The organism is Pseudomonas sp. GW456-L13 (genome assembly GCF_017350115.1).
GTDB classification, from domain to species: Bacteria; Pseudomonadota; Gammaproteobacteria; order Pseudomonadales; family Pseudomonadaceae; genus Aquipseudomonas; species Aquipseudomonas jessenii.
In genome coordinates this window covers 436,003-460,805 of the sequence record NZ_JACNAS010000001.1, presented here as the reverse complement: position 1 = coordinate 460,805, position 24,803 = coordinate 436,003, and the positions used below count along the sequence as shown (strand labels likewise).

General features: G+C 61.7%; 17 protein-coding genes and 1 pseudogene. 6 read left to right on the top strand and 12 right to left on the bottom strand.

Translation table 11 applies throughout. The annotated features are described in order from the left end of the window. Positions 1-81: 81 nt before the first annotated feature. From J4D25_RS01985 to J4D25_RS01930, 12 genes and pseudogenes are all read right to left on the bottom strand, one after another. Positions 82-2,595: a fused MFS/spermidine synthase gene (locus tag J4D25_RS01985; protein ID WP_057714985.1), complete on the bottom strand. Its 2,514-nt coding sequence runs from the start codon at positions 2,593-2,595 to the stop codon at positions 82-84. A gap of 191 nt (positions 2,596-2,786) precedes the next feature. Then, the gene (locus J4D25_RS01980; protein ID WP_057714984.1) at positions 2,787-4,367 is read right to left on the bottom strand and encodes an arylsulfatase; all 1,581 of its coding nucleotides are present in this window, start codon (positions 4,365-4,367) and stop codon (positions 2,787-2,789) included. 73 nt (positions 4,368-4,440) lie between these two features. Further along, complete coding sequence (locus J4D25_RS01975) at positions 4,441-5,466, bottom strand: HAD family phosphatase (RefSeq protein ID WP_057714983.1); 1,026 nt, start codon at positions 5,464-5,466, stop codon at positions 4,441-4,443. Next, entirely contained in the window at positions 5,463-6,890 is a 1,428-nt protein-coding gene (locus J4D25_RS01970) for a BatD family protein (RefSeq protein ID WP_057714982.1), read from the bottom strand. The genes J4D25_RS01975 and J4D25_RS01970 overlap by 4 nt, the downstream gene beginning before the upstream one ends. After that, on the bottom strand, positions 6,887-8,467 hold the full coding sequence (locus J4D25_RS01965) for a VWA domain-containing protein (protein WP_057714981.1): 1,581 nt from the start codon (positions 8,465-8,467) through the stop codon (positions 6,887-6,889). The genes J4D25_RS01970 and J4D25_RS01965 overlap by 4 nt, the downstream gene beginning before the upstream one ends. 1 nt (position 8,468) lies before the next feature. Continuing rightward, positions 8,469-9,461 carry a VWA domain-containing protein gene (locus tag J4D25_RS01960; protein WP_057714980.1) on the bottom strand — a complete coding sequence of 331 codons (993 nt, stop codon included), beginning with the start codon at positions 9,459-9,461 and terminating at the stop codon, positions 8,469-8,471. Next, entirely contained in the window at positions 9,448-10,014 is a 567-nt protein-coding gene (locus J4D25_RS01955; protein WP_057714979.1) for a DUF4381 domain-containing protein, read from the bottom strand. The genes J4D25_RS01960 and J4D25_RS01955 overlap by 14 nt, the downstream gene beginning before the upstream one ends. Continuing rightward, a complete protein-coding gene (locus J4D25_RS01950) occupies positions 10,011-10,946 on the bottom strand; it encodes a DUF58 domain-containing protein (RefSeq protein WP_057714978.1) in 936 nt (311 codons plus the stop codon). Before J4D25_RS01950 ends, J4D25_RS01955 begins: the two co-directional genes overlap by 4 nt. Beyond that, positions 10,943-11,923, bottom strand: a complete 981-nt coding sequence (locus tag J4D25_RS01945) for a MoxR family ATPase (protein WP_057714977.1) — start codon at positions 11,921-11,923, stop codon at positions 10,943-10,945. The genes J4D25_RS01950 and J4D25_RS01945 overlap by 4 nt, the downstream gene beginning before the upstream one ends. A gap of 8 nt (positions 11,924-11,931) precedes the next feature. Then, on the bottom strand, positions 11,932-12,879 hold the full coding sequence (locus J4D25_RS01940; protein ID WP_057714976.1) for a transporter: 948 nt from the start codon (positions 12,877-12,879) through the stop codon (positions 11,932-11,934). A gap of 115 nt (positions 12,880-12,994) precedes the next feature. Then, positions 12,995-13,408: pseudogene (locus J4D25_RS01935) on the bottom strand (hypothetical protein); the annotation flags it as partial. A gap of 302 nt (positions 13,409-13,710) precedes the next feature. After that, positions 13,711-14,136, bottom strand: coding sequence for a YciI family protein (locus J4D25_RS01930; protein ID WP_057714975.1), 426 nt, complete (start codon positions 14,134-14,136; stop codon positions 13,711-13,713). Between the two features lie 178 nt (positions 14,137-14,314). On the opposite strand from J4D25_RS01930, the gene J4D25_RS01925 reads away from it, so the two are divergent. From J4D25_RS01925 to J4D25_RS01900, 6 genes are all read left to right on the top strand, one after another. Continuing rightward, a complete protein-coding gene (locus J4D25_RS01925) occupies positions 14,315-14,758 on the top strand; it encodes a hypothetical protein (RefSeq protein WP_057714974.1) in 444 nt (147 codons plus the stop codon). Positions 14,759-14,905: 147 nt separating this feature from the next. After that, complete coding sequence (tpx, locus tag J4D25_RS01920) at positions 14,906-15,406, top strand: thiol peroxidase (RefSeq protein WP_057714973.1); 501 nt, start codon at positions 14,906-14,908, stop codon at positions 15,404-15,406. A gap of 177 nt (positions 15,407-15,583) precedes the next feature. After that, positions 15,584-16,900, top strand: a complete 1,317-nt coding sequence (locus J4D25_RS01915; protein WP_057714972.1) for an MdtA/MuxA family multidrug efflux RND transporter periplasmic adaptor subunit — start codon at positions 15,584-15,586, stop codon at positions 16,898-16,900. Then, on the top strand, positions 16,897-20,001 hold the full coding sequence (locus tag J4D25_RS01910; RefSeq protein WP_057714971.1) for an MdtB/MuxB family multidrug efflux RND transporter permease subunit: 3,105 nt from the start codon (positions 16,897-16,899) through the stop codon (positions 19,999-20,001). The genes J4D25_RS01915 and J4D25_RS01910 overlap by 4 nt, the downstream gene beginning before the upstream one ends. Beyond that, the gene (locus J4D25_RS01905; RefSeq protein ID WP_057714970.1) at positions 19,998-23,105 is read left to right on the top strand and encodes an efflux RND transporter permease subunit; all 3,108 of its coding nucleotides are present in this window, start codon (positions 19,998-20,000) and stop codon (positions 23,103-23,105) included. The genes J4D25_RS01910 and J4D25_RS01905 overlap by 4 nt, the downstream gene beginning before the upstream one ends. After that, entirely contained in the window at positions 23,102-24,583 is a 1,482-nt protein-coding gene (locus J4D25_RS01900) for an efflux transporter outer membrane subunit (RefSeq protein ID WP_057714969.1), read from the top strand. The genes J4D25_RS01905 and J4D25_RS01900 overlap by 4 nt, the downstream gene beginning before the upstream one ends. The last annotated feature ends 220 nt before the right edge of the window (positions 24,584-24,803 follow it).

Sequence of the window (24,803 nt, the reverse complement as noted above, 5' to 3'; positions counted from 1 at the left end):
TGTGTCGTGCACAAATGTTGTGATCGACACCGAACCTGTGGGAGCGGGCTTGCCCGCGAAGGCGATCTGTCAGGCGCCACGTCACTCCCCGACAAACCACCGGTAATACGGATTCCCGGAATCCCCACGCATTACCTCGCGCATATCCCTGGCCCAAGCGTCACGGTTTCCGTCGTACGCATGCAGGCTCGCCCGATAGAACTGCATCAGGCGTTGTTGCTGGGTGTTCATGCGCTCGATGAACCCGGCGTCGGCGTTCAACACGGCTGGCGACTGGTGCAGGGCGAGCAGGGCGGGCAACACGCGGCTGATCTCTTTCGAGCGAACCCAGGGTGCGTACTCGATGCGCGGTTGATCGTCCGTCACCGGTTGCGCATCGCCAGCGAAGCGTTCAAGCCCCTCACGATCAGTCACCCATGTCGCGAGCAATGCTGCGGCCGAACCGACGCCGACATCCTGCAAGGTGCTGCGAACGCTGTCCTGCTGGAAGCGCGCGTTGATCTTTGCTGAATCCAGCTCAATCGGCTCCATCGAACCCACCAGCAGCATCTCGTGGAACTCGCTGGTCCACAGGGTCGCGTACGGGAACACGTCGAGGAAGCTGCGCACCAGTGAGCGCGAGTCGTCGATGTTCTGCGTCGGCAGCGGCAGCCATTGGGCGACCAGGCCTTGTTTGTGCAAACGGCTGGCGGCCAGTTGGTAGAAGTCCCGGGAATACAGGTTGACCACGCCGGCAGCGGAGGGCGGTGGCGGCTCGAGAGTGATCAGGTCGTAGCGCTGCGGATTGCGCAGCAGTTCCTGGCGACCGTCACGCAAGCGCACATCGACCCCCGGATCGGCCGCGGCGTTGAAATTGCCTTTGAACAAGGGGGCTGCCTTGACCACCGAAGGCAGCAGTTCGGCAACCACGCGATGTTCCAGGCCGGGATAGCGGGTCAGGGCGCCCGCGGTGATGCCGGTACCGAACCCGATCACCAGTGCCGAGCGCGGCTCACCGTTGTGGATCAGCAGGGGCAGCAGCGCCTGGATCCGCATGTAGCGCAGGGACGGCATGGCGTCACCGGTATTGGATACGCCCTGAATGTACAAACGCTGGAATGCCCTTTCTCCCTTGCCCTGAGTGACCACGGCGACGGTGCCGCCACGGCCTTCTTCGTAGAACGTCAGCGTGCCATTGCGCGCGCCCGGCAGCAGGCTGGCGAGCTTGTTGACCGGCGTGAACACGGCGAGCGCCAGGGACACCAGGCCGATGGCAATCACCGCCTGACGCCGGCCTTTCTTCACACCATGGCCCTTGCGCACGGCGAGGTACGCGATACCGGCGGCAATCAGCGCCAGCAGGCCCAGGGTCCGTACCAGACCCAGCATCGGGATCAGGACAAAGCCGCAGAGCATCACGCCGACAATCCCGCCAAGGGTATTGAACGCGACGACTTCGCCGACATGGCGCCCCACCTGTTCGCCACCAACGCTCAAGCGCAGGGCCAAGGGGAACGCAGCCCCCAGCAACAGGGTCGGCACAAACACGATGCTCAAGGCAGCCACCGCAAACCGCGTGCTCATGCCAGCCAGTTCACTGCCGCCTAATGACAATACCCAGGATTCGGCCAGGGTCTGGGCGAGCACCAGCCAGCGTCCGAGCAACGCCACTTCCAGCAAGGCAATCGCGCCGGCTGCGGCAATCAGCACACCGAACACTCCCCAGGGATCGCGCAGGCGATCGACCCGACGGGCCAGCAGCATGCTGCCCAGGAACAAGCCGGTGAGGTAAGTCGCCAGCACCACGGCAAAGGCGTAGGTGCGGGTGCTCATGAATTGCACGATCGATTGCGACCACACCACTTCGTAGCCCAGGGCTACGCCACCGGCAATGGAGTACAGCCACAGGGCCAGGCGGTCGGGGGCTTTTTCAGTGTGATGTTTCACCGGGGTATCGACGGGTACCCCGCGCTGGCGCTGGAACCACAAGGCCCCAGCGGCGGCCAGCAGGTTCAGCATGGCGGCGGCCAGCGCGCTGCCGCGCACACCGAGGGTGGCAATCAGCACGAACGCGGCGAGCAGGGTGCCGGCGATGGCCCCGGCGGTGTTCGCCGCATACAGCTGCCCGCCGGCCTTGCCCAGGTGTTGCGGGTCAGTGGCCAGGGAGCGAACCAGCACCGGCAGGGTGCCGCCCATCAACAGGGCGGGAATACCCACCAGCGCGAACGGCAGCACCCAGGCCAGCAAGCCCAAGTGTGCCTCCAGCCAGGCAAACGGGCTGGCCGCCAGGCTCATGGCAAAGGTTGCAGCGACACCGAGCACGGCCACCAGCACTTCCAGCCCGGCGTACAGCACAACCGGTTGCTGCATCCGGTCCGCCCAGCGCCCGAACAGCAAGCCACCCAAGGCCAGCCCGGCAAAGAACGCGCTGATCCCGGTGGTGATGGCATAGACCTCGACGCCTACGACCAACGACAACTGCTTGATCCACAGCACCTGATACACCAGCGCCGCGGCGCCGGAGACAAACAGCAGCAGGGCGGGGATCAACAGCGCCGGGGAGGCGACTTGCGGGGCAGGTATGGCCGACGATTTGCTGGCGACACGTGAGGTCATTGCGGATTGCCTTTGCAATTCAAGAAAACTGCGACTGTACGGGCCTCATCGCGGGCAAGCCCGCTCCCACACTGGATCTTCGGTACGACAAAATCCCTGTGGGAGCGGGCTTGCCCGCGATTGGGGCCAATACGGTCCCAACTCGGAAACAGTACCGCTCGCCAATGAAGGCGAGCGGCGGTCCAGCGGTCTTACTGTGCAGCTTTCATTTTTTCAGCGATCTTGGCGTCTACCGCAGCACGGATCTGGTCGATGCTGAAGCTGGCCGGTCTCTGGCTGGGTGGATACTCGATGAAGGTCTGCAGGAACGTTGCCGATTTTTCGACGGCTACAGCCGCCAGGTAGACGTTCTTGGTTTGCCAGTCGTAATACTGGTCGGAAACCACGTCGGCACGTTCATACGGGTCCATGCGCAGGTTGAAGATTTTCGGTACGCGCAAGCATACGAACGGTTCGCTCCAGACCTTGAAGCCGCCCGGTGCGCGCTGTTCGCAGAACACGGCTTTCCAGTTGTCGAAGCGCATCGACACCAGCACGCCGTCATCGTTGAAGTAGTAAAACTCCTTGCGCTCACCCTTGGGCGCCTGGCCGGTCAGGTACGGCAGTTGGTTGTAACCGTCCAGATGCACCTTGAAGTTGGTGCCGCCGGAAGTCGGTGCCCACCCCTTGAGCAGCTTGGTTTTCACGTCGGCATCACCAGCGGCGGCCAGCAAGGTCGGGAACCAGTCCATGCCCGAGAACATCTCGTTGGACACTTCGCCCGGCTTGATCTTGCCTGGCCAGCGGACCATCGCCGGAACGCGGTACGCACCTTCCCAGTTGGAGTTCTTCTCGTTACGGAACGGCGTGGTTGCCGCGTCCGGCCAGGAGAACTGGTTCGGGCCGTTGTCGGTGGTGTAGACGACGATGGTGTTGTCGGTGATTTTCAGGTCATCGAGGGTTTTCAGCAGTTTGCCGACGTCGCCGTCGTGCTCGATCATGCCATCGGCATAATCGTTGCCGGGCATGCCGCTCTGGCCCTTCATCGATTCACGCACGTGAGTGAACAAGTGCATGCGAGTGGTGTTCATCCAGACGAAGAACGGCTTGTCCGCCTTGGCCTGTTTCTCGATGAACGCCTGCGCGGCCGCGGTGGTTTCGTCGTCGATGGTTTCCATGCGCTTGGTGTTCAGCGGGCCGGTGTCTTCGATCTTGCCATCGGCGAAGCTGTGGATCACGCCGCGCGGCGAGTAGGCCTTGACGAACGCGGGGTCGTCCTTGGGCCAGTACGGACGCTCGGGTTCTTCTTCGGCGTTGAGGTGATACAGGTTGCCGAAGAATTCGTCGAATCCGTGGTTGGTCGGCAGGTATTCATCTTTGTCGCCCAGGTGGTTCTTGCCAAACTGACCGGTGGCGTAGCCTTGGGACTTGAGGGCCTGGGCGATGGTGATGTCGCGTTTTTGCAGGCCGACCGGGGCACCCGGCATCCCGACTTTCGACAGCCCGGTACGTAGCGCCGACTGTCCGGTGATGAATGTCGACCGGCCGGCGGTGCAGCTGTTCTCCGCATAGTAGTCGGTGAACATCATGCCTTCTTTGGCAATCCGGTCGATGTTCGGAGTCTTGTAGCCGACCACGCCCATGGAGTAGGCGCTGATGTTGGTCTGGCCAATATCGTCGCCGAAGATCACGAGAATGTTGGGTTTCTCAGCGGCCCCGGCGGTTGCCGAAAACGCCATGACCGTAGTCGCCACCAGGGCGAGTTTCGGTATCCACTTACGTATGCGAGTCATCTGACTGGCTCCTTATGCTCACTTGCGTCGCGTGCTGCGACAAACGTTTATTGCGGTCCTGCGTAACGTCTTTTTATTGCACTTGCTCGGAAGTGGCGGCATCGAACGGGTAGATACGACGCCATTCGGACGCCATGTCGACGACCGTCCAGCCACGCTTGTTTGCTTCGTCCAGGGCCTTGTCCAGACGACCGATCTGCGACTGCCGGTCGTATGCCCATTCGCGTTTGGCGTCGGTGTGATGCACCAGGCCCATGAATCGTTTGCCGGGACCGTCGGCGGTCCACTGGAGCATTTGCAGGTCGCCGTCGGAGTTGCCGAAGGCGAGGATTGGCCGACGACCGATCACCGCGTCGATGCTTTCCGGTTTGCCCGGGCCATCGTCGTTGTGGGCCAGTTTCGGCGTGCGCAGGATCGACGCCTTGCCATCCTTGTATTCAAAGCTGGTAACGAAGGTCGTGCCGATAACCTGCTCGGGCGGTACCCCATAGACCTTCTCGGCGAAGGCTCTCATGAACCCGGTGTCGCCACCGGAGACGATGTAGGTCTTGAAGTCTTTGCCGCGCAGGTAGTCGAGCATCTCAAGCATCGGCTGGAAGATCATTTCGGTGTACGGCTTGCCGGTTTTCGGATGCCTGGCTTGACTCAGCCAGGTCTTGGCATAGTCATCGAACGCTTCGGTGGTCATGCCGGTGTGGGTCGCACCGAAGATCTTCAGCAGGCCCTCCATGCCGGTGGCGGCCAGTGCCTTGTGATCGTTTTCCAGCACGGCCTGGAACGGCTGGGTGGTTTTCCATTCCGGGTGTTGCGGCGCGGTGCGTTTGACTTCTTCCAGGGCGAACAGCAACTCGAAGTACATCGGTTGCTCGCTCCACAAGGTGCCGTCGTTGTCGAACACGGCAATGCGGTCCTCGGGTTTGACGAAGTCCTTGCTGTTTTGATCGGTGACCGTCTGCACGAACTCGATGATCTGCTTTTTCGATGGACCGTCGTTCCAGGAGGGCAGTGGCTCGGCTGCCTGCACCAGCAGCGGCAGGCTCAAGGCCAGGGTCAGCAAAAACTTGAAGCCCGGGTGGCGAAACGTCATCGGATTTGTCATGGGAATTCCTTCTCGTGAACCGGGTTGAGTGGGCGCAGGGCAGGTGCGACTGATTCCCTGTTACGCTCGGCCTGACTATGCAGCGTAGACAAGGATTCCCTGATTTGGCGCAGCGCCTGGTCTTTGTCCGGTTCGCGGCCATAACAGGCGCGCAGGAAGGTTTGCAGGCGTGGGCCGAGGCCGGTCAGTTTCAGGCCCCGGCGGCTGCGTCGGGTCCACAGGTACAGGGCGCTGAGTTGCACCGGTTTGCCTTCGATCTGCGGCGGGATCTGCCGCCACGCGTAGTCGGCGGACTCCAGCCAGGCGGCATGTCGGGCGCGGCGTCGGGCTTGCCACTTGAGGTGCGTGCGGTGTACGAGCGGGCGACTGAACCAGCCGAGTGCCATTACCGCCAACACCAGTGTCAATAGTCCGAACCAGTGCCCGGAAAGGTGCAGGCGATTCTGCTGGCCGAGTTTTTTCAGGTCTTCGGTAATGGAAAACACCGGCTTGTAGGCGCTGTTGGCCACCGCGTCGAAGGTCACGGCTGGCACCGTGGCCGTGCGGGTTTGCTGGCTGCTGGCATCCCACCATTTGATTTCGACGGATGGCAGGCTGTAGTGGCCTTCGGTGTCGATTCGATAAGTCACGCTGTCGATGCGCTGGCCGCCATTGAAGTTGCCGCGACCGTCATCCAGATTGCGGATTTGCGGTGCTTTCGGGTAACGGCTCAGGCCCTTGATGACATCCTGCGTCGGTGTCGGCAGTGACATGGCCAGGGCACCATCGGCCTGCAAGGTCAGTTCCCGGGTGATGCTGTCGCCGACCTTCAGCGGCGTGGCCGAATTGACGGTCTTCTGGGTAAACCGCAGCCCTTGAGCCACCAGCACCGCCTCACCGGGCTGGAACCCCGGTGGTTGCGCGGCATTGAAATGCAAAGGCTGGCTTTGGGCGCTGAGTTCGTGGCTGGCCTGACCCGGTGTGGCTTGTACCGTCAGCGCCGGAATGTCGTAGCCTTGGGCCAGGTTCGGGGTGATCAGGTAGCTGTAGCGCATTCCGCTGAAGGACTGGCCGTCGAAGGTCTGGTTGATGTGCTGGGCATGGCCGTCCGGTGGCATCACCAATGCGCCGGGCAGCTTCAGGTCGGGCAGGGTGGGGGCGCTGGTGAACCAGGAGTCGGTGAAGACATCGAGTTGCAACTTGACCAGGCTGCCGACCATGACGGGGTCGGCGGGTTGCAGGGTGGCCTGGACTTTCAACTGAGGGTCGGCGGCGAATGTGTTGAGGCTGATCAGGCTAATGAGCAGGGCGCAGAGTGTTGTGGTGATTGATCTGGCGCCATCGCGAGCAGGCTGGCTCCTACAGTGGATTTGTGGGGTGCTTGGATCAAATGTGGGAGCGGGCTTGCCCGCGATGGCAGCGACTCGGTCCTGAAGGTAGGTCATGGCTTGACCCCCGCCTGATCCTGCAAGCTGAATTTCTGCTTGAGGAATTTCGCCGGCGATGTGGTGAGATTCTGCAACCATTGCTCATCCGAGGCCGCTTGCTGGGTCTCCACCTTTTTGCTTTGGCCTTTACCCGGCGCCTTGTCCATCTTGATTTCGTCGGGTTTGACCTCTGGCGTGTTTTTCTCGGCGCTTTCGGTGTCTTTCTGCAAGGCAATGGCCAGGGCCAGGTTGGCCGTGGCTTCCGGGAACTGCGGTTGCAATTTCAGCGCCTGGGTATAGGACGCGATGGCCTGATCGAACTTGAACCGGCGCACGTAGATGTTGCCCAGGTAGAAATACGCCTGCGGTGTATCGAGCCGAGCGAAGCTGGCCAGTGCCAGATCGAAATCGGCGGCGTTGTAGGCGGCCACGCCTTTCCAGTACGGATCGACAAATAGCGCCGCCGCCTGAGGGTAGTGCTCATGTTCGAAGGCCCAGCGACCTTGCTGGTCGCGGGTGAAAAAGGCATCGGTCAGCGCGTTGGCCTGTGCCGGCGCCGGTTGCAGGCCCAAGCCCACCGCCAGCAGTAGTGCAGCCATCCAGTTCAGGCTCCAGCCCCTGCGTACGCTGAAGAAGGCGAGCAACAACAGCGGCCAGCACAGCCAGTAACCGGCGTCTTTCCAGTGCAATTCGCGCTGCTCGTCACTGGCTGCCTGGAAGTGCTGCTCGGCGTGCAGTTCGATCCAGTCCAGATCGTCATCGTTGAGGGTCAGGCTGCCCAGCGGGGCGTCCAGCGTTGAGGCAAGCTGCTTGAGGGCGTCCTGATCGAAGCTGCCGAGTTGCGGGCGACCGTCGCTGTCGGTGCGTGGCTGGCCGCTGGCATCGCGGATGATCCCGCCGTCGCTGCTGCCGGCCGCCAATATCAGCACTTGCAGCGCACTGTCTGCCAGTTGCTTGTCCAGCCCGGCCAGTGCCGAGATGTCGGCGCCATCGGTGATCAACAGCAGGGTGCCGGGCGTTTTCTCGGCGGCGAGCAGGCGCTTGGCCTGATCGATGACCGCGCTGACATTTTTCCCCGGTTTGCTGATCAGGTCGGTGCTCAGGGCCTGAATGAACGTATCGAGCAGCGCCGGGTCGTCGGTGGCGGGCAACACCAGATGCGCGCTGCCGGCGTAGGCAATCAAGGCATTGCGCGAACCGGCGCGACGCTGGATCAAGTCGTGGAGCTTGTGCTTGACCGCTTCCAGGCGACTGGGTGGAACGTCGCTGGCGTCCATGGAGGGCGACAGGTCGATGGCAATGATCAGCGGCGCACGGTTTTCCAGAAAGTCCGGCCGATCCTGTTCCCAGGTCGGCCCGGCGGCGGCGATGGCGCCCAGTACCAGCAGCGCACATACCAGGTGCACGGGACGCAGGCGTTGCCGGTCCTGCGGGGTGATCAGCAGATGCGGCAGCAGGTGCGCCGCGATGTTGCTGCGCAAGCGCCGTTGCAGGTCCTGGTTGCGCCGCCACAGCAATGGCAGCAATGCGCCGAACACCGCGAGCAACAGCCACAGTGGGCGCAGGAAATGGAAGTCGCTGAGGTTGATGTCCATGTCAGGCTTCCTGCCGTTGACGGGCGAGCATCAGCCGTGGAAGCAGCAGGGCGCCCAGGTGATAAAGCGCCAGCAGGGCAATGGCAGCGCCCAGCGGCCACCAGAACAGGTCGCGTTTGGGCTGGTGGCTGAGGGTTTTCACCTGATGCGGGGTGAGTTTGTCCAGGGTGCTGTAGACCTGATCCAGGGCATTGCGGTCTTCGGCGCGGAAGAAACGCCCGCCCGTGGCTTGGGCAATGTCCTGCAAGCCTTGCAGGTTGACCCTGGCTTCGCCCTCGGCAGTCGGGTCGCCGATGCCGATGGTGTGAATCACCACGCCTTTGGCCGCGGCCATGGCGGCCGCGTGATCCGGGGTGATGGCGCTGCTGGTGTCATTGCCGTCAGTGAGCAGGATCAGCACTTTTTCCTGCTCGTGGGCCTGAGTCAGCAGTTTCAGGCTCAGGCCGATGGCGTCGCCGATGGCGGTGTTGGGGCCGGCCATGCCGATGCCGGTGTCGTCCAGAAGTAGCGACAGGCTGGCGTGGTCGAGGGTCAGCGGTGCCTGCGGATAGGCACCTGTGCCGAACACGATCAGTCCGATTCGATCGTCTTTACGTTTGTCGATGAACCCGTGCACCACTTCCTTGACTGCGGCCAGGCGATTGATTTTCTGGCCGTTGGCGTCGGTGAAGTCGGTGGTTTCCATCGACTGGGAAATGTCGATGGCCAGCATCAGGTCCCGCACCGGCTGCTGGCGCTCGATGGGTTTTTCCACCAACACCGGCCGACTCGCCGCCACCAGCAGCAGTGCCCAGACCAGCAGATTCAGGAGCAATTGCCAGCCGTTGCTGCGGGTGCCGGCCTGGCTCGGTGCCTGGCCGACGGCGCGGCTCATCGCCCCGAAAAACGGTACACGCACGGCGCTGCGCGCTTCGCGGTAGTCGGACAGGTAGCGATAGCCGAACCACGGCAGCGGCAGCAGGATCAGCAGCCAGGGGTAATCAAGCTGCCACATGATGACGCTCCACCCAGGTTTTGCAGGTGCTGAACAGCTGTTGGCGCTGTTCATCGGGCATGGCCCGCAATGTTGCGTCGGGGGCGTAGGCCAGCAGCGACAGTTGTTGGCTGAAGTCGACGGGTAGCGGCTGTTTACTGTGCCGCTGCAAAAATGCCTGCCAGTCCTCTTTCCCCAACCCCGCTGGAGAGTCCTGTGGGAGCGAGCTTGCAATCAAAGGTGGTGGTGACTGACCGGACGCCATCGCGAGCAAGCTCGCTCCCACAGGTTTTGCGTAAGGCATAGAGATCGCGACCCGTTTGAGCAACTCCGGAAGCTCGCGCAACGCACTCAGGTCATTACTGCGCTGCTGCAATTCCTCCAGCCGCACCAACGCCTCGCGCCGATAGCGATCGCGCCGCCATTGCCGGTAGCGCCGCGCGCCGGTCACCACCAGCGTAACGATCAACAACGCCAGCAACGCCCACCACCCCCAGGTTTGCGGTGCATAACTGACTGGCACCGGCAGCGCCATTTCCTTGAGCTGGTCGATGCTCGGGATAGCGGGGTTCATCGGCGCCCTCCGGTAAGCTTGCCCAGTTCGGCGCGCAGTTGTTCGTGGGCTTCTGTTGCGGTGCTGAACATCATCAGTGGCACCTGGCTGCGGCGCAGCAAAGTCGCGACATCCTTGAGCCGCCCGCTGAGAAAATCCCCAAGCGGCTGGTGCACCTGTTGCCGATCCACCGCCAGCTCCACCTGCAATTGCCCTTGGGTGACCAGCACGCGGCCGTTTTTCGGCAGGTTAAGCGCAAGCGGGTCATACACCTGCATGGCAATTACATCGTTGTGCGCCGCCAGTTGCCGCATCAGTTGCAAGGTGCGTTCGCCGGCCCCGGCGAAGTCGCTGACGATGCAGATCAGGTGATCGTGACCGGCCACGGCCAGGCAATGCTGCAGGACCTTGTCGAGCCGGTCTTCGCCCTCGGCGTCCGGGTTGGCGGCATTGAGCGCCTGGTTCTGCTGGGCGATGCGGCTGCACAGCGCTTCGATCCGTTTGCGGCTGCGCAGCGGGGCGATGCTGTCGATGCGTTGATCGTTGAAGACCAGTCCACCGACGCGGTCGCCGGCGTTGAACACCATCCACGCCGCCAGGGCGCCGAGCTCGGCGGCGACCGCCGATTTGAAGCTGCGTTGCGAACCAAAGAACATCGACATACGCTGGTCGACGAGGATCAGCGCCGGGCGGTCGCGCTCTTCGGTGAATGTCCGTACCACCGGTTTGCCTGTGCGCAGGGACGCGCGCCAGTCGAGGTGACGCAAATCGTCCCCCGGTTGATAGCGCCGCAGTTCATCGAAGTTCAGGCCCCGGCCACGCAAACGCGAAGCGTGGTTGCCGGCCAGGATGCTGCCCTGGGGCTGACGCGCCAGAAAGCTCAGGTCACGGGCCTTGAACTCCAGGGCCATCAACTGCGCCAGAGAGACATACACCAGGCCGTCGGTGTTCACGCAGGAATCGCCACTTTATCGAGCAGACGGTCGAGCACCTGATCGGCGCTCACACCATCGGCCACCGCGTCGTAGCTCAGTTGCAGACGATGGCGCAGCACCGGGTGCACCACGGCGCGGACGTTGTCCGGAGAAACGAAATCCTGGCCCTGCAACCAGGCGTCCGCCCGAGCGCAGCGGTCCAGACCGATGCCGCCGCGAGGGCTGGCGCCGATGCTGATCCAGCGCCCGAGGTCGGCGTCGTAATCGACAGGGTGGCGAGTGGCGTTGATCAGGTCGATCAGGTAACGGTCGATGGCCGGGGAGACGTGCACGGCACTGACTTCTCGGCGCGCGGCGAACACCACGTCCTGAGACAACGAGAATCCCTGCACCGCAGCGGTCCTGGCGCCGAGGGCCTGTTCTTCTTCGCGCAGCAGACGCAGCACCTGGCTTTCGTTTTCCGCGCTCGGGTAATCGAGCAACACTTTCATCAGGAAGCGGTCCATCTGCGCTTCCGGCAGCGGGTACGTGCCTTCCTGTTCGATCGGGTTCTGAGTCGCTACCACAATGAACAGTTCCGGCAGCACATGGCTGTTGCCGGCCACGGTGATCTGGCGTTCTTCCATGGCTTCGAGCAACGCCGCCTGGACCTTGGCCGGTGCACGGTTGATTTCGTCGGCGAGAATCAGGTTGCCGAACAGCGGGCCGGGCTGGAAGCGGATTTCGTTCTTGCCCTCGACCTGATGCAGCACCTCGGCGCCGGTGATGTCCGACGGCAGCAAATCCGGGGTGAACTGGATGCGGCTCATCTTCGCGTCCAGGTGTTTGGCCAATGCTTTCACCGTGCGGGTCTTGGCCAGGCCGGGCAGGCTTTCCAGCAGCAGATGACCGTTGGCCAGCAGGCCCACAAGGATTTGTCGAATGACCTGATCCTGGCCGAGCACGGCTTCGGCGATGCTGGCTTGCAGGGCATTGAGGTCGTTGAGTGCGGTCATGGGGTCTCCTAGAAAAACGCCAGGGTCATGTTGACGCTGAAACCATTGCCTTCAGGCCGGTTCTTGGTATCGAACTCCGGGACCCAGCGAGCACTGATATTGGCCTGGGCGTCGGCGAACTTGCCGGTCCAGCCCACTGTCGGGCCGGCGCCCACGGAGCGCCCGCGAAAGCCACTGGTTGCGCCGGATCCGGAGTCATCGGTGACCTGCTGGATATAGCCTGCCACCATGCCGGCGTTCCAGCCGTTGCCGAATCCATGGGTCCACAGTGCATCGAGGGTGAAAATGTTGCCGTTGCGATAATCCGTGGCATCGTTCTCGGTGTAGAACTCCAGGCCGCTCGACAGGGTGAATTCGCCGCCCTTGCCATCCAGGTGGGTGAACGCCACGGTAGGCATGAAGGTGTAATTGTTCTGCCCGGGGTTGGCCAGGCGATCGACGTTGTAGGCGCCTGTCGGCACGTAGATCGGTAGCGAGAACGAGATGTGGTTGAGTTCGTCGAAGTGGTAGCCGGCCGCAATCGGGGTCACCAGCATGTCGGCGAACTGGGTGCCGGTGTCCGAAGTGCCCAGGGTACGGCCACGGGGACCGGTCACGTTGGCGGTGATGTCGGTGTACTGCACTGGCACGCCTATGGCCGAGGCATAGTTCCAGGGACCCTTGCCGGTGTCCCAGACATGGGTGAAGTTGGCCATGGTGTAGGAAACCTTCATGTCCAGCCCGGTACTGATGGCACCCACGATCGGCACTTGAGCGCTGCCCTTGAGTTCGCCGTCGTACCAGATGCTGGTCAGGGACATGACCCAACCCGGCTCCGGGGGCACGATCCCTGCGTTGGAAAACACTTGCTGCCCGGTGATGGGGCGACCGACACCGCCCTCGGCCGCCAGTACCAATGGACTACCGCTGACCATGCACAGCGCCAACAAGGGGCGCGCTACGAGAGGCCTGAACATGCCTGACTCCGTTTATTGTTTTGGGGTGACAGGAGTCAGCAACGGCATGTGCCATTGGCCGTTGGTGACTTCCGGTTTTGGTAGATACAAACGCAAAATCCCGTAGAACGGACCACCCCAGTTCATCCTGCTCGGCGGTCGGCGCAGTGATTTGCGGGCCGATGCCCAGCTGCACGCCTTTGGTCTTGAGCAGGAAAATGTCGAATACGTTCAGGTCGCCGATGCCGGTGCTGTAGCCGTTGTGCGGATCGGGTCGGGTGCTGACGGGGAGCGTGACGCGCAGCAACTGCGGGACGCCTATGACGTCATTGACTGCCATCGGAAGGGCGCCGCGCAGCAGCGCATCATTGGTGTGAGCGTTGGTATCGAACAGCTTGGGTGTGTAGTAATCCTGCAGGTTTATACCGGGTGCCAGGTTCAGCGGGTTGTTGCTTTTGTTGGCGGTCTCGGCGTTATCCGCGTGAGCACAAACAGCAGGTGCGAATGAAGTCACCCATACAAAGGCGTACTTCCGCAAATTCTTAGACATTAATCCCCCCGTTCCCTGGTGGCTGATTGGGCAGACGGCCCCTGAATCTGGCCGTAACTGCGTGATCCCTTTCCGATCAAGCCTGTAGGACTCGTCAGATGAACTTAGCAGTTAACCGCGGGTTAACCAGTAGGAAGGATCAATTCTTTCGTTTTATGGGCAGTTTCTCGTTAATTTCGTGTACTAAAAAGTTAATACGGATCAAGCGTTTGCCCAAACAAGTTAAGTAACTATCTAGCCGATGCAGGGGCGAGCAGGCTCGCTCCCACAGGAAACTGAAGCAACAGCCGGTTCAGTCAACCTCAGTTCTTCTTCGCCTGTTCCCAAACCCGCTGTTCCTGCTCGCGCAGTTCCGGTGTGAACTCCGCACCAAAATCTTCCGCTTCAAACACCTGGCGAATCTCGATCTCGGCCTCGGTGCCCGGCATCGGGTTGGGGCAGCGCTTGACCCATTCGATGGCTTCTTCTTTGGACTTCACTTTCCACAACCAGAAACCGGCAATCAGTTCCTTGGTTTCGATGAAGGGGCCGTCGATCACCGTGCGTTTGTCACCTGAAAACTTTATACGAGCGCCTTTGCTGCTCGGGTGCAGGCCTTCGCCCGCGAGCATGATGCCGGCCTTGACCAGTTCTTCGTTGTAGTTACCCATGGCGGTCAGCAGTTCCTGGCTGGGCATCACGCCGGCTTCGGAATCCTGGCTGGCCTTGATGATGATCATAAATCGCATGGTGATGTCTCCGTTGTAATTGAGTGACTCGCTTAATAGTCGAATGGCTGCGTTGCAAATCGACAGCCCCTCAAAAAAATTGTCGTAGCAGACACTTTGGCAGGTTTCATTTCGACCGCCATTTCGCTACACCGTATTTCTGGCGCGCCTGTCCAGCGATCAAAGGAATGTTTCCTGTATGCCAATTCTGGAACTCACCACACTCATCCCAGGTCGCACGCCCGAACAGGTCCTCGATTTCTGCCTGGAAGGCGTCAATTTCCCAAGGATTTTTCCCGAACGCATTACCCCGCTGGGCGATATCGATCTGAACAACTTGCGGATTGAAGCCGGGCGGCAATTCCGCTTTCGCCACTGGATGTTCAATGTGATTCCGTCGGACTGGACGGTGGTGATCCGTGAAGTCGGTGAAATGCATTTCATCGACGAGATGCTAAAGGGACCGATGCGTGCCTTTCGTCATGAACATCGGGTCGAGGCGGGAGAGGGCGGTACGCTATATACCGACCGGGTGACGTATTCGGCGATGGGGGGTGCGCCATTGGAGTGGTTGCTGGTCAATGGCTACATGCGGAGGATTTTCGAGGCGCGACATCGCAATATGCTGCAGTTACTCAAGTAGCACCGCTCCCACAGGATTGTGGGTTGTATCCAGTTTTGTGCTCTGATACATGACAATTTATGTTTGGTCATAGGTCGTCGGACAATTTCGTGGTTAACTTCGGCCTCGTCAAAATTCTCCACCACAACGTTCAGAAGGACTCCGTTCATGGCTCAAGTCACTCTCAAAGGCAACCCGGTTCAAGTCAACGGCCAACTGCCACAAGCCGGTTCCAAGGCGCCAGCCTTTTCCCTGGTTGCCGGCAATCTGTCCGACGTCACCCTGAAGGACTTTGCCGGCAAGCGCAAAGTGCTGAACATCTTCCCAAGCGTTGATACCCCGACCTGCGCCACCTCCGTGCGCCAGTTCAACGCCAAGGCCAGCAGCGTCGACAACACTGTCGTGCTGTGCATCTCCGCTGACCTGCCGTTCGCCCAGGCCCGTTTCTGCGGCGCCGAAGGCCTGGAAAACGTACAGAACCTGTCGACCCTGCGCGGTGCCGAGTTCATCCAGAACTACGGCGTGGCCATCGCCGACGGCCCGCTCAAAGGCTTGACCGCCCGCGCCGTCGTGGTTCTGGACGAAAACGACAACGTGCTGCACAGCGAACTGGTTGGCGAAATCGCTGACGAGCCGAACTATGACGCGGCACTTGCTGTTCTGAAATAAGCCGGGCTTTACAATGTTTAACGGCCTGGCCCTGTCCAGGCCGTTTTCATTTGTGTTTCAGTGTCTTGGATAATTCTCCTGTTACGTAAGCCGAAGGTAAATTGCCGGTAAAGGCGCTTTGCTTAAAACCCGCCAGTGCTTATCGTTCAGCCTCATGTAAAAAAGCCCACGCGCCCAATGGTTGATCACTCAATGCAATCCTCCGCTTCCCGTAGTCCTCGTCGCTGGCTGTTCGGCCTGCTTGTCCTGTTGGTCATCGCTGGCCTGTGCTGGAAATTCTGGCCCGGCAGCGCTGCACCCAAAGAGGCTACGGGGCAGAAAGCCGTCGCCGGGCATACCGGCAGGTCGGGCGGGATGCGCCCGGGATTCGGTGGCGCGTCCGGGCCGGTGCCGGTGCGAGTGGCTCCGGCAGTCACCGGTGACTTCCCGCTGTATTTCAAGGCGTTGGGCACGGTTACGGCGCTCAACACCATCAATGTCCGCAGTCGCGTTGGCGGTGAGTTGGTCAAGATCTATTTCGAAGAAGGGCAGATGGTCAAGGCCGGCGACATGCTCGTCGAAATCGACCCGCGCCCTTACCAGAATGCCTTGCTTCAGGCCGAAGGCACCTTGCTGCAGAATCAGGCGCAGCTGAAAAACGCCCAGGTCGACGTCGAGCGTTATCGCGGCCTGTACCGCGAAGACAGTATTGCCAAGCAGACCCTGGACACCGCCGAAGCGCTGGTCGGTCAGTTCCAGGGCACGGTCAAGACCAATCAGGCGGCGGTCAACGACGCCAGGCTCAACCTCGAATTCACCAGGATCCGCGCCCCGATTACCGGTCGCGTCGGCCTGCGTCAACTGGACGTCGGCAACCTGGTAGCGGCCAACGACACCACTGCATTGGCGATCATCACTCAGACCCAACCGATCAGCGTGGCCTTCACCCTGCCGGAAAACAGCCTCGACACCGTGCTGGCCCGTTATCGCAGCGGCGCCAAACTGCCGGCTGAAGCCTGGGACCGCGGTGATACCAAACTGCAAGCCACTGGCGTGCTGCAGAGCCTGGACAACCAGATCGACGTCACCACCGGCACCCTGAAATTCAAGGCCCGTTACGAGAACCGCGATCAGTCGCTGTTCCCCAATCAGTTCGTCAATGTGCGGCTGTTGGCCGACACCCTCAAAAACGTGGTACTGGCGCCTTCCGCCGCGATCCAGTTCGGCACCAACGGCACGTTCGCCTATGTCCTGGACGGTGACAAGAAGGTCAAGATCCGTCAGTTGAAAGTCGGCGCCAGTGACGGCCTGAACACTGTGGTCACCGAAGGATTGTCGGCGGGCGATCGGGTCGTACTGGAAGGCACTGACCGCCTGAAAGACGGCAGCGATGTGGAGGTGGTCAACGACAGCCAGGACGTGCCGACCTCGCCGACCGAACACCTGCAAGGCAAATCGGCGGTCAACGCGGCTGAGCCTGCGACCACCGACAAGGCGAAAAAGGGCGGCGCATGAATCTCTCGCGGCTGTTCATCCTTCGCCCGGTAGCCACCACGCTGAGCATGCTGGCGATTATCCTGGCCGGCGTCATCGCCTACCGATTGCTGCCGGTGTCGGCGTTGCCCCAGGTCGATTACCCGACCATTCGCGTCATGACCTTGTACCCCGGCGCCAGTCCGGATGTCATGACCAGCGCGGTGACCGCGCCACTTGAGCGGCAGTTCGGGCAGATGCCCGGCCTGACGCAAATGGCGTCCACCAGTTCCGGCGGCGCGTCGGTGCTGACCCTGCGGTTCAGCCTCGACATCAACATGGATGTGGCCGAGCAGCAAGTGCAGGCGGCGATCAACGCCGCGACCAACCTGTTGCCCAAGGACCTGCCGGCACCGCCGGTGTACAACAAGGTCAACCCGGCCGATACGCCGGTGCTGACCTTGGCCATCACTTCCAAGACCATGTTGTTGCCCAAGCTCAACGATCTGGTCGATACGCGCATGGCGCAGAAGATTGCCCAGATCAGCGGCGTCGGCATGGTCAGCATTGCCGGTGGTCAACGCCAGGCCGTGCGGATCAAGGTCAATCCCGAGGCTTTGGCGGCCAACGGCCTGAACCTGTCGGATGTGCGCACGCTGATCGGCGCCTCCAACGTCAACCAGCCCAAAGGCAACTTCGACGGCCCGACCCGGGTCTCGATGCTCGATGCCAACGATCAACTGACGTCGCCCAAGGACTACGCCAACCTGATCCTGGCCTACGCCAACGGCGCGCCGTTGCGGCTCAAGGACGTGGCGGAGATCGTCGACGGCGCCGAGAACGAGCGGCTCGCCGCGTGGGCCAACGAGAACCAGGCCGTGCTGCTGAACATCCAGCGTCAGCCCGGCGCCAACGTGATCGAGGTGGTGGACCGGATCAAGGCCCTGCTGCCGAGCATCACCGACAACCTGCCGGCCGGCCTCGACGTGGTGGTGCTGACTGACCGCACCCAGACCATCCGCGCCTCGGTCAAGGACGTGCAGCACGAATTGCTGATCGCCATCGCCCTGGTGGTCATGGTCACCTTCCTGTTCCTGCGTCGTGCCAGCGCCACGATCATTCCGTCGGTGGCCGTGCCGCTGTCGCTGATCGGTACGTTCGGCGTGATGTACCTGGCTGGGTTCTCGGTCAATAACCTGACCCTGATGGCCCTGACCATCGCCACCGGTTTCGTGGTGGACGATGCGATCGTCATGCTGGAGAACATTTCGCGTTTTATCGAAGAGGGCGACAGCCCGCTGAACGCGGCGCTCAAGGGCGCCAAGCAGATCGGTTTCACCCTGATCTCCCTGACGTTGTCGCTGATCGCCGTGCTGATTCCGCTGCTGTTCATGGCGGACGTGGTCGGTCGCTTGTTCCGCGAATTTGCCATTACGCTGGCGGTAGCGATCCTGATTTCCCTGGTCGTTTCCCTGACCCTGACGCCGATGATGTGCGCGCGGTTGCTCAAGCGTGAACCCAAGGAAGCAGAGCAGGGCCGTTTTTACCGTGCCAGTGGTGCGTTCATCGACTGGATGATCGCCGCCTACGGGCGCAAGTTGCAGTGGGTGCTCAAGCACCAGCCGCTGACCTTGATGGTGGCCATTGGCACCTTGGCGCTGACGGTATTGCTGTACATGGTGGTGCCCAAGGGCTTCTTCCCGGTGCAGGACACCGGCGTCATCCAGGGCATTTCCGAGGCGCCGCAATCGATTTCCTTCGCCGCCATGAGCGAGCGCCAGCAGGAACTGGCCAAGGTCATCCTGGCCGACCCGGCGGTCGAGAGCCTGTCCTCCTACATTGGCGTGGACGGCGACAACTCGACCCTCAACAGCGGCCGGTTGCTGATCAACCTCAAGTCGCACAACGACCGCGATCTGAGCGCCATGCAAGTGATTGCCCGCCTGCAACCGGAACTGGACAAACTGGTCGGCATCCGCCTGTTCATGCAGCCGGTGCAGGACCTGACCATCGAAGACCGGGTCAGCCGCACGCAGTATCAGTTCAGCATGTCGTCGCCGGACTCGGAGCTGCTGAGCCTGTGGAGCGGGCGTCTGGTCGAGGCTTTGGCCGACCGGCCGGAATTGACCGACGTCGCCAGCGATTTGCAGGACAAGGGCTTGCAGGTCTATCTGGTGATTGACCGCGATGCGGCGTCGCGGGTCGGTGTGTCGGTGTCGAACATCACCGACGCGCTGTACGACGCCTTTGGTCAGCGGCAGATTTCTACGATCTATACCCAGGCCAGTCAGTACCGCGTGGTGCTGCAATCGCAGTCCGGTGAGAAGATCGGCCCGCAGGCGCTGGAGCAGATTCACGTCAAGACCACCGATGGCGGTCAGGTGCGCCTGTCCAGCCTGGCGCATGTCGAGGAGCGTCAGGCGCAACTGGCGATCACCCACATCGGCCAGTTCCCGGCGGTGATGATGTCCTTCAACCTCGCGCCCGGCGTGGCGCTGGGGCATGCGGTCGAGATCATCGAGCAGGTGCAGAAGGACATCGGCATGCCGATTGGCGTGCAGACCCAGTTCCAGGGCGCGGCGCAGGCGTTCCAGGCTTCGTTGTCAAGCACCTTGTTGCTGATTCTGGCGGCGGTGGTGACCATGTACATCGTGCTGGGGGTGCTCTACGAGAGCTACATCCACCCGATCACCATTCTTTCGACCTTGCCTTCGGCGGCGGTGGGCGCCTTGCTGGCGTTGATCCTCAGCGGCAACGACCTGGGCATGATCGCGATCATCGGCATCATCCTGTTGATCGGCATCGTGAAGAAGAACGCGATCATGATGATCGACTTCGCCCTTGACGCCGAGCGCAACCAGGGCATGGACCCGCAAACGGCGATCTATCAGGCGGCATTGCTGCGTTTCCGGCCGATCCTGATGACCACCCTGGCGGCTTTGTTCGGTGCCGTGCCGTTGATGCTGGCCACCGGTTCCGGCGCGGAACTGCGCCAACCGCTGGGTCTGGTGATGGTCGGCGGCCTGTTGCTGAGCCAGATTCTGACGCTGTTCACTACGCCTGTGATCTATCTGTACTTCGACCGTCTCGGTCGGCGCTGGGGCCGCAAGCCTGAGTCCGTGGAAGCGGTAGAGCAGCCATGAACCTTTCGGGACCTTTCATCAAGCGCCCGGTCGCGACCATGCTGCTGAGCCTGGCGATCATGCTGCTGGGCGGCGTGAGCTTCGGTTTGCTGCCCGTGTCGCCGCTGCCGCAAATGGACTTTCCGGTGATCGTGGTCCAGGCCAGCCTGCCCGGGGCCAGCCCCGAGGTGATGGCGTCGACCGTGGCCACGCCTTTGGAGCGCTCCTTCGGCAGCATTGCCGGGGTCAACACCATGAGCAGCCGGTCCAGCCAGGGTTCGACCCGGGTGATCCTGCAATTCGACCTGGACCGCGACATCAACGGCGCGGCGCGGGAAGTGCAGGCAGCGATCAACGCCTCGCGCACCCTGCTGCCGAGCGGGATGCGTAGCATGCCGACCTACAAGAAGGTCAACCCGTCCCAGGCGCCGATCATGGTGCTGTCGCTGACGTCGGACGTGCTGGAAAAAGGCCAGCTCTATGACCTGGCATCGACCATCCTGTCCCAGAGCCTGTCCCAGGTGCAGGGCGTCGGCGAGGTGCAGATCGGCGGCAGTTCGTTGCCGGCGGTACGTATCGAGCTTGAACCGCAGTCATTGAACCAGTACGGCGTGGCCCTGGACGATGTGCGCAACACCATTGCCAATGCCAACGTGCGCCGGCCCAAGGGCTCGGTGGAAGACGATCAGCGGCTGTGGCAGGTCCAGGCCAACGATCAGCTGGAGAAAGCCAAGGACTACGAGTCGCTGATCATCCACTACAACGGTGGCGCGGCCCTGCGCCTGAAGGATGTCGCCAAGGTCAGCGATGGCGTCGAGGACCGTTACAACAGCGGTTTCTTCAACGACGACGCGGCGGTGCTGCTGGTGATCAACCGCCAGGCCGGTGCGAACATCATCGAAACGGTCAACGAGATCAAGGCCCAACTGCCGGCGTTGCAGGCGGTGCTGCCGGCCAGCGTCAAGCTGAACCTGGCCATGGACCGCTCGCCGGTGATCAAGGCCACGCTGCACGAGGCGGAAATGACCCTGCTGATCGCCGTGGCGCTGGTGATCCTGGTGGTGTTCCTGTTCCTCGGTAACTTCCGTGCCTCGCTGATCCCGACCCTGGCGGTGCCGGTGTCGCTGGTCGGTACCTTTGCCGTGATGTACCTCTACGGTTTTTCGCTGAACAACCTGTCGCTGATGGCGCTGATCCTGGCCACCGGGCTGGTGGTGGACGATGCCATCGTGGTGCTGGAGAACATTTCCCGGCACATCGACGAAGGCGTGCGGCCGATGAGGGCCGCGTACCTCGGCGCCCAGGAAGTCGGTTTTACCTTGCTGTCGATGAACGTGTCGCTGGTGGCGGTGTTCCTGTCGATCCTGTTCATGGGCGGGATCATCGAAAGCCTGTTCCGCGAATTCTCCATCACCCTGGCGGCGGCCATCGTGGTCTCGCTGGTGGTGTCGTTGACCCTGACCCCGATGCTCTGCGCTCGCTGGCTCAAGCCGCACACGCCGGGGCAGGAGAACCGCCTGCAACGCTGGAGCCGGCGGACCAACGACTGGATGGTCGGCAAATACGCCACCAGCCTCGACTGGGTACTGCGCCACAAGCGCCTGACCTTGCTCAGTCTGTTTGTGACAATTGGTGTGAACATTGCGTTGTATGTGGTTGTTCCTAAAGCGTTTTTACCTCAGCAGGATACCGGTCAGCTGATCGGTTTCGTGCGCGGCGACGACGGCCTGTCGTTCAGTGTGATGCAGCCGAAGATGGAGATTTTCCGCCGTGCGGTGTTGAAGGATGAGGCGGTAGAAAGCGTCGCCGGGTTCATTGGCGGCAATAACGGCACCAACAACGCCTTCATGCTGGTGCGCCTCAAGCCGATCAAGGAGCGCAGCATTTCCGCGCAGAAAGTCATCGAACGCCTGCGCAAGGAAATGCCCAAGGTTCCCGGGGCACAACTGATGCTCATGGCGGACCAGGACCTGCAATTCGGTGGTGGCCGTGAGCAGACCACCTCGCAATACTCGTACATCCTGCAGAGCGGGGATCTGGGGGCATTGCGCGAGTGGTATCCGAAAGTCGTCACCGCGCTCAGGGCCTTGCCGGAGCTGACGGCGATCGATGCGCGGGAAGGCCGGGGCGCCCGCCAAGTGACCCTGATCGTCGACCGAAACCAGGCCAAGCGTCTGGGTGTCGACATGGACATGGTCACGGCGGTGCTGAACAACGCCTACAGTCAGCGGCAGATTTCGACCATCTACGACAGTCTTAACCAGTATCAGGTGGTGATGGAGGTCAATCCGAAATACGCCCAGGACCCGATCACCCTCACGCAAGTCCAGGTGATCACCGCTGACGGCGCGCGAATCCCGCTGTCGACCATCGCCCATTACGAAAACAGCCTGGAAAACGACCGGGTCAGCCACGAAGGCCAGTTTGCTTCGGAGAGCATTGCCTTCGACATGGCCGAAGGCGTGACCGTGGAGCAGGGCGGTGCCGCCATCGAGCGGGCGATTGCCAAGGTCGGCCTGCCGGAAGACGTGATCGCGAAAATGGCCGGCACAGCCAACGCTTTCGCGGCGACCCAAAAAAGTCAGCCGTGGATGATTCTGGGGGCGCTGGTGGCGGTGTATCTGGTCTTGGGTGTGCTGTACGAAAGCTACATTCACCCGCTGACGATTCTCTCGACCCTGCCGTCGGCCGGGGTCGGCGCGTTGCTGTCGATCTATGCGCTGGGCGGCGAGTTCAGCCTGATTTCGTTGCTGGGGCTGTTTCTGTTGATCGGCGTGGTGAAGAAAAACGCGATCCTGATGATCGACCTGGCGTTGCAACTGGAACGAAACCAGGGCATGGCACCGCTGGAATCGATCCGCAGCGCCTGCCTGCAACGTTTGCGACCTATCCTGATGACCACCCTGGCGGCGATCCTCGGTGCCTTGCCGTTGCTGCTGAGCCGCGCCGAAGGGGCGGAAATGCGCCAGCCGCTCGGCCTGACCATCATCGGCGGGCTGATCTTCAGCCAGGTACTGACGCTTTACACCACCCCGGTGGTTTACCTCTATCTCGACAACCTGCGCCATCGCTTCAATAAATGGCGCGGGGTGCGTACTGATGTTGCTCTGGAAACTCCGCTATGACTGACCGTTCGCTTTTCAACCTGGCTGCACCGCTGATAACGGCTCGAGGCTCGCGCCTGTTGAGCCTGTCACTGTGCGTGGCGATGCTCAGTGCCTGCGCCGTCGGCCCGGATTACCAGCGCCCGCAAACCGCCGAGCCTGCGCAGTACAAGGCAGCGGAGGGCTGGCGTCAGGCCAACCCGAGCGATGCCCTGGCGCGTGGCGCGTGGTGGGAGTTGTATGGCGACCGGCAGCTCAACGACCTGATCGAAAAACTCAACAGCGCCAACCAGACCGTCGCCCAGTCCGAAGCGCAGTACCGCCAGGCCCAGGCCTTGGTGCGCAGTGCACGCGGGGCGTTTTTCCCGACGGTGGACCTGAACGTCAGCAAGAACCGTTCAAGCCAGGGCACCGGCAGCAGCAGCTCCAGCCTGAGCAGTTCGTCCAGCGGTATTCGCGACACGTACTCGGCCCAGGCGGGCGTCAGTTGGGAAGCGGACGTATGGGGCAAGCTGCGCCGAGGCCTCGAAGCCGATACCGCCAATGCCCAGGCAAGCTTTGCCGATCTGGCGGCCATGCGCCTGAGTCAACAGTCGGAGCTGGTGCAGAATTACCTGCAACTGCGCGTGATCGATGGCCAGAAACGCTTGCTCCAGGACACGGTCGAGGCATATCAGCGTTCGTTGAAGATGACCGAAAACCAGTACCGCGCAGGCGTATCGGGCAAGGACGCGGTGGCCCAGGCCCAGACACAGCTCAAAAGCACCGAAGCCGATATGATCGACCTGATCTGGCAACGCGCCCAGTTGGAGAACGCCATCGCTGTGCTGATCGGCCTGCCGCCGGCCGAGTTCAGCCTGGCGCAAAGCCAGGACATCCCGCAATTGCCGCAAGTACCGCTGGCGCTGCCTTCGCAGTTGCTGGAGCGTCGCCCGGACATCGCTTCGGCCGAGCGCTCGGTGATGGCCGCCAACGCCAACATAGGTGTGGCCAAGGCTGCCTATTACCCGGACCTGACCCTGAGCTTGAACGGTGGTTACAGCAGCAGTACCTCGAAAGACTTGTTCAGCCTGCCGAACCGCTTCTGGTCGGTCGGACCGCAATTGGCCATGACCCTGTTCGACGGTGGCCAGCGCTCGGCGGAAGTCGACCGCAGTGAAGCGGCCTATGACGAAACGGTGGCCAAGTACCGCCAGACCGTACTGGACGGATTCCGCGAAGTGGAAAACTACCTGGTGCAGCTCAAGGTGCTTGAGGATGAAGCCGTCGTGCGCCAACAGGCACTGGATGCCGCCCGTGAATCGTTGCGCCTGACCCAGAACCAGTACAAGGCCGGTTTGATCGCGTACATCGATGTGGTGGTGACCCAGGCGGCGGCGCTGAACAATGAACGCAGCAACCTGGACCTGTTGCAAAGCCGCCTGATAGCCAGTGTGCAGTTGATTGCCGCGTTGGGGGGTGGCTGGGACGGGCAGCTTGAGGTGAGCGAAAACCGATAGCGTAATCCCTGTGGGAGCGAGCTTGCTCGCGATGGCTGCGTCACATTCAGCATGGATGTTGCCTGACCCACCGCTATCGCGAGCAAGCTCGCTCCCACAGGTTTTGTCAGGTGCCGGCAGCTTGAAGCAAGTTAATGTAAAACCTTAAAACAAGCGTTTCATCGGACTGATGGCCCTTTGCTCATTTTGTGAGTGCGTTCTCATTTGGAATCAGTACAAT

What these genes read in the sequence shown, in the direction of transcription:
- J4D25_RS01985 (WP_057714985.1), bottom strand. Translation starts at nt 2,595, where the DNA reads ATGACCTCACGTGTCGCCAGCAAATCGTCGGCCATACCTGCCCCGCAA.
- J4D25_RS01980 (WP_057714984.1), bottom strand. Translation starts at nt 4,367, where the DNA reads ATGACTCGCATACGTAAGTGGATACCGAAACTCGCCCTGGTGGCGACT.
- J4D25_RS01975 (WP_057714983.1), bottom strand. Translation starts at nt 5,466, where the DNA reads ATGACAAATCCGATGACGTTTCGCCACCCGGGCTTCAAGTTTTTGCTG.
- J4D25_RS01970 (WP_057714982.1), bottom strand. Translation starts at nt 6,890, where the DNA reads ATGACCTACCTTCAGGACCGAGTCGCTGCCATCGCGGGCAAGCCCGCT.
- J4D25_RS01965 (WP_057714981.1), bottom strand. Translation starts at nt 8,467, where the DNA reads ATGGACATCAACCTCAGCGACTTCCATTTCCTGCGCCCACTGTGGCTG.
- J4D25_RS01960 (WP_057714980.1), bottom strand. Translation starts at nt 9,461, where the DNA reads ATGTGGCAGCTTGATTACCCCTGGCTGCTGATCCTGCTGCCGCTGCCG.
- J4D25_RS01955 (WP_057714979.1), bottom strand. Translation starts at nt 10,014, where the DNA reads ATGAACCCCGCTATCCCGAGCATCGACCAGCTCAAGGAAATGGCGCTG.
- J4D25_RS01945 (WP_057714977.1), bottom strand. Translation starts at nt 11,923, where the DNA reads ATGACCGCACTCAACGACCTCAATGCCCTGCAAGCCAGCATCGCCGAA.
- J4D25_RS01940 (WP_057714976.1), bottom strand. Translation starts at nt 12,879, where the DNA reads ATGTTCAGGCCTCTCGTAGCGCGCCCCTTGTTGGCGCTGTGCATGGTC.
- J4D25_RS01930 (WP_057714975.1), bottom strand. Translation starts at nt 14,136, where the DNA reads ATGCGATTTATGATCATCATCAAGGCCAGCCAGGATTCCGAAGCCGGC.
- J4D25_RS01925 (WP_057714974.1), top strand. Translation starts at nt 14,315, where the DNA reads ATGCCAATTCTGGAACTCACCACACTCATCCCAGGTCGCACGCCCGAA.
- tpx (WP_057714973.1), top strand. Translation starts at nt 14,906, where the DNA reads ATGGCTCAAGTCACTCTCAAAGGCAACCCGGTTCAAGTCAACGGCCAA.
- J4D25_RS01915 (WP_057714972.1), top strand. Translation starts at nt 15,584, where the DNA reads ATGGTTGATCACTCAATGCAATCCTCCGCTTCCCGTAGTCCTCGTCGC.
- J4D25_RS01910 (WP_057714971.1), top strand. Translation starts at nt 16,897, where the DNA reads ATGAATCTCTCGCGGCTGTTCATCCTTCGCCCGGTAGCCACCACGCTG.
- J4D25_RS01905 (WP_057714970.1), top strand. Translation starts at nt 19,998, where the DNA reads ATGAACCTTTCGGGACCTTTCATCAAGCGCCCGGTCGCGACCATGCTG.
- J4D25_RS01900 (WP_057714969.1), top strand. Translation starts at nt 23,102, where the DNA reads ATGACTGACCGTTCGCTTTTCAACCTGGCTGCACCGCTGATAACGGCT.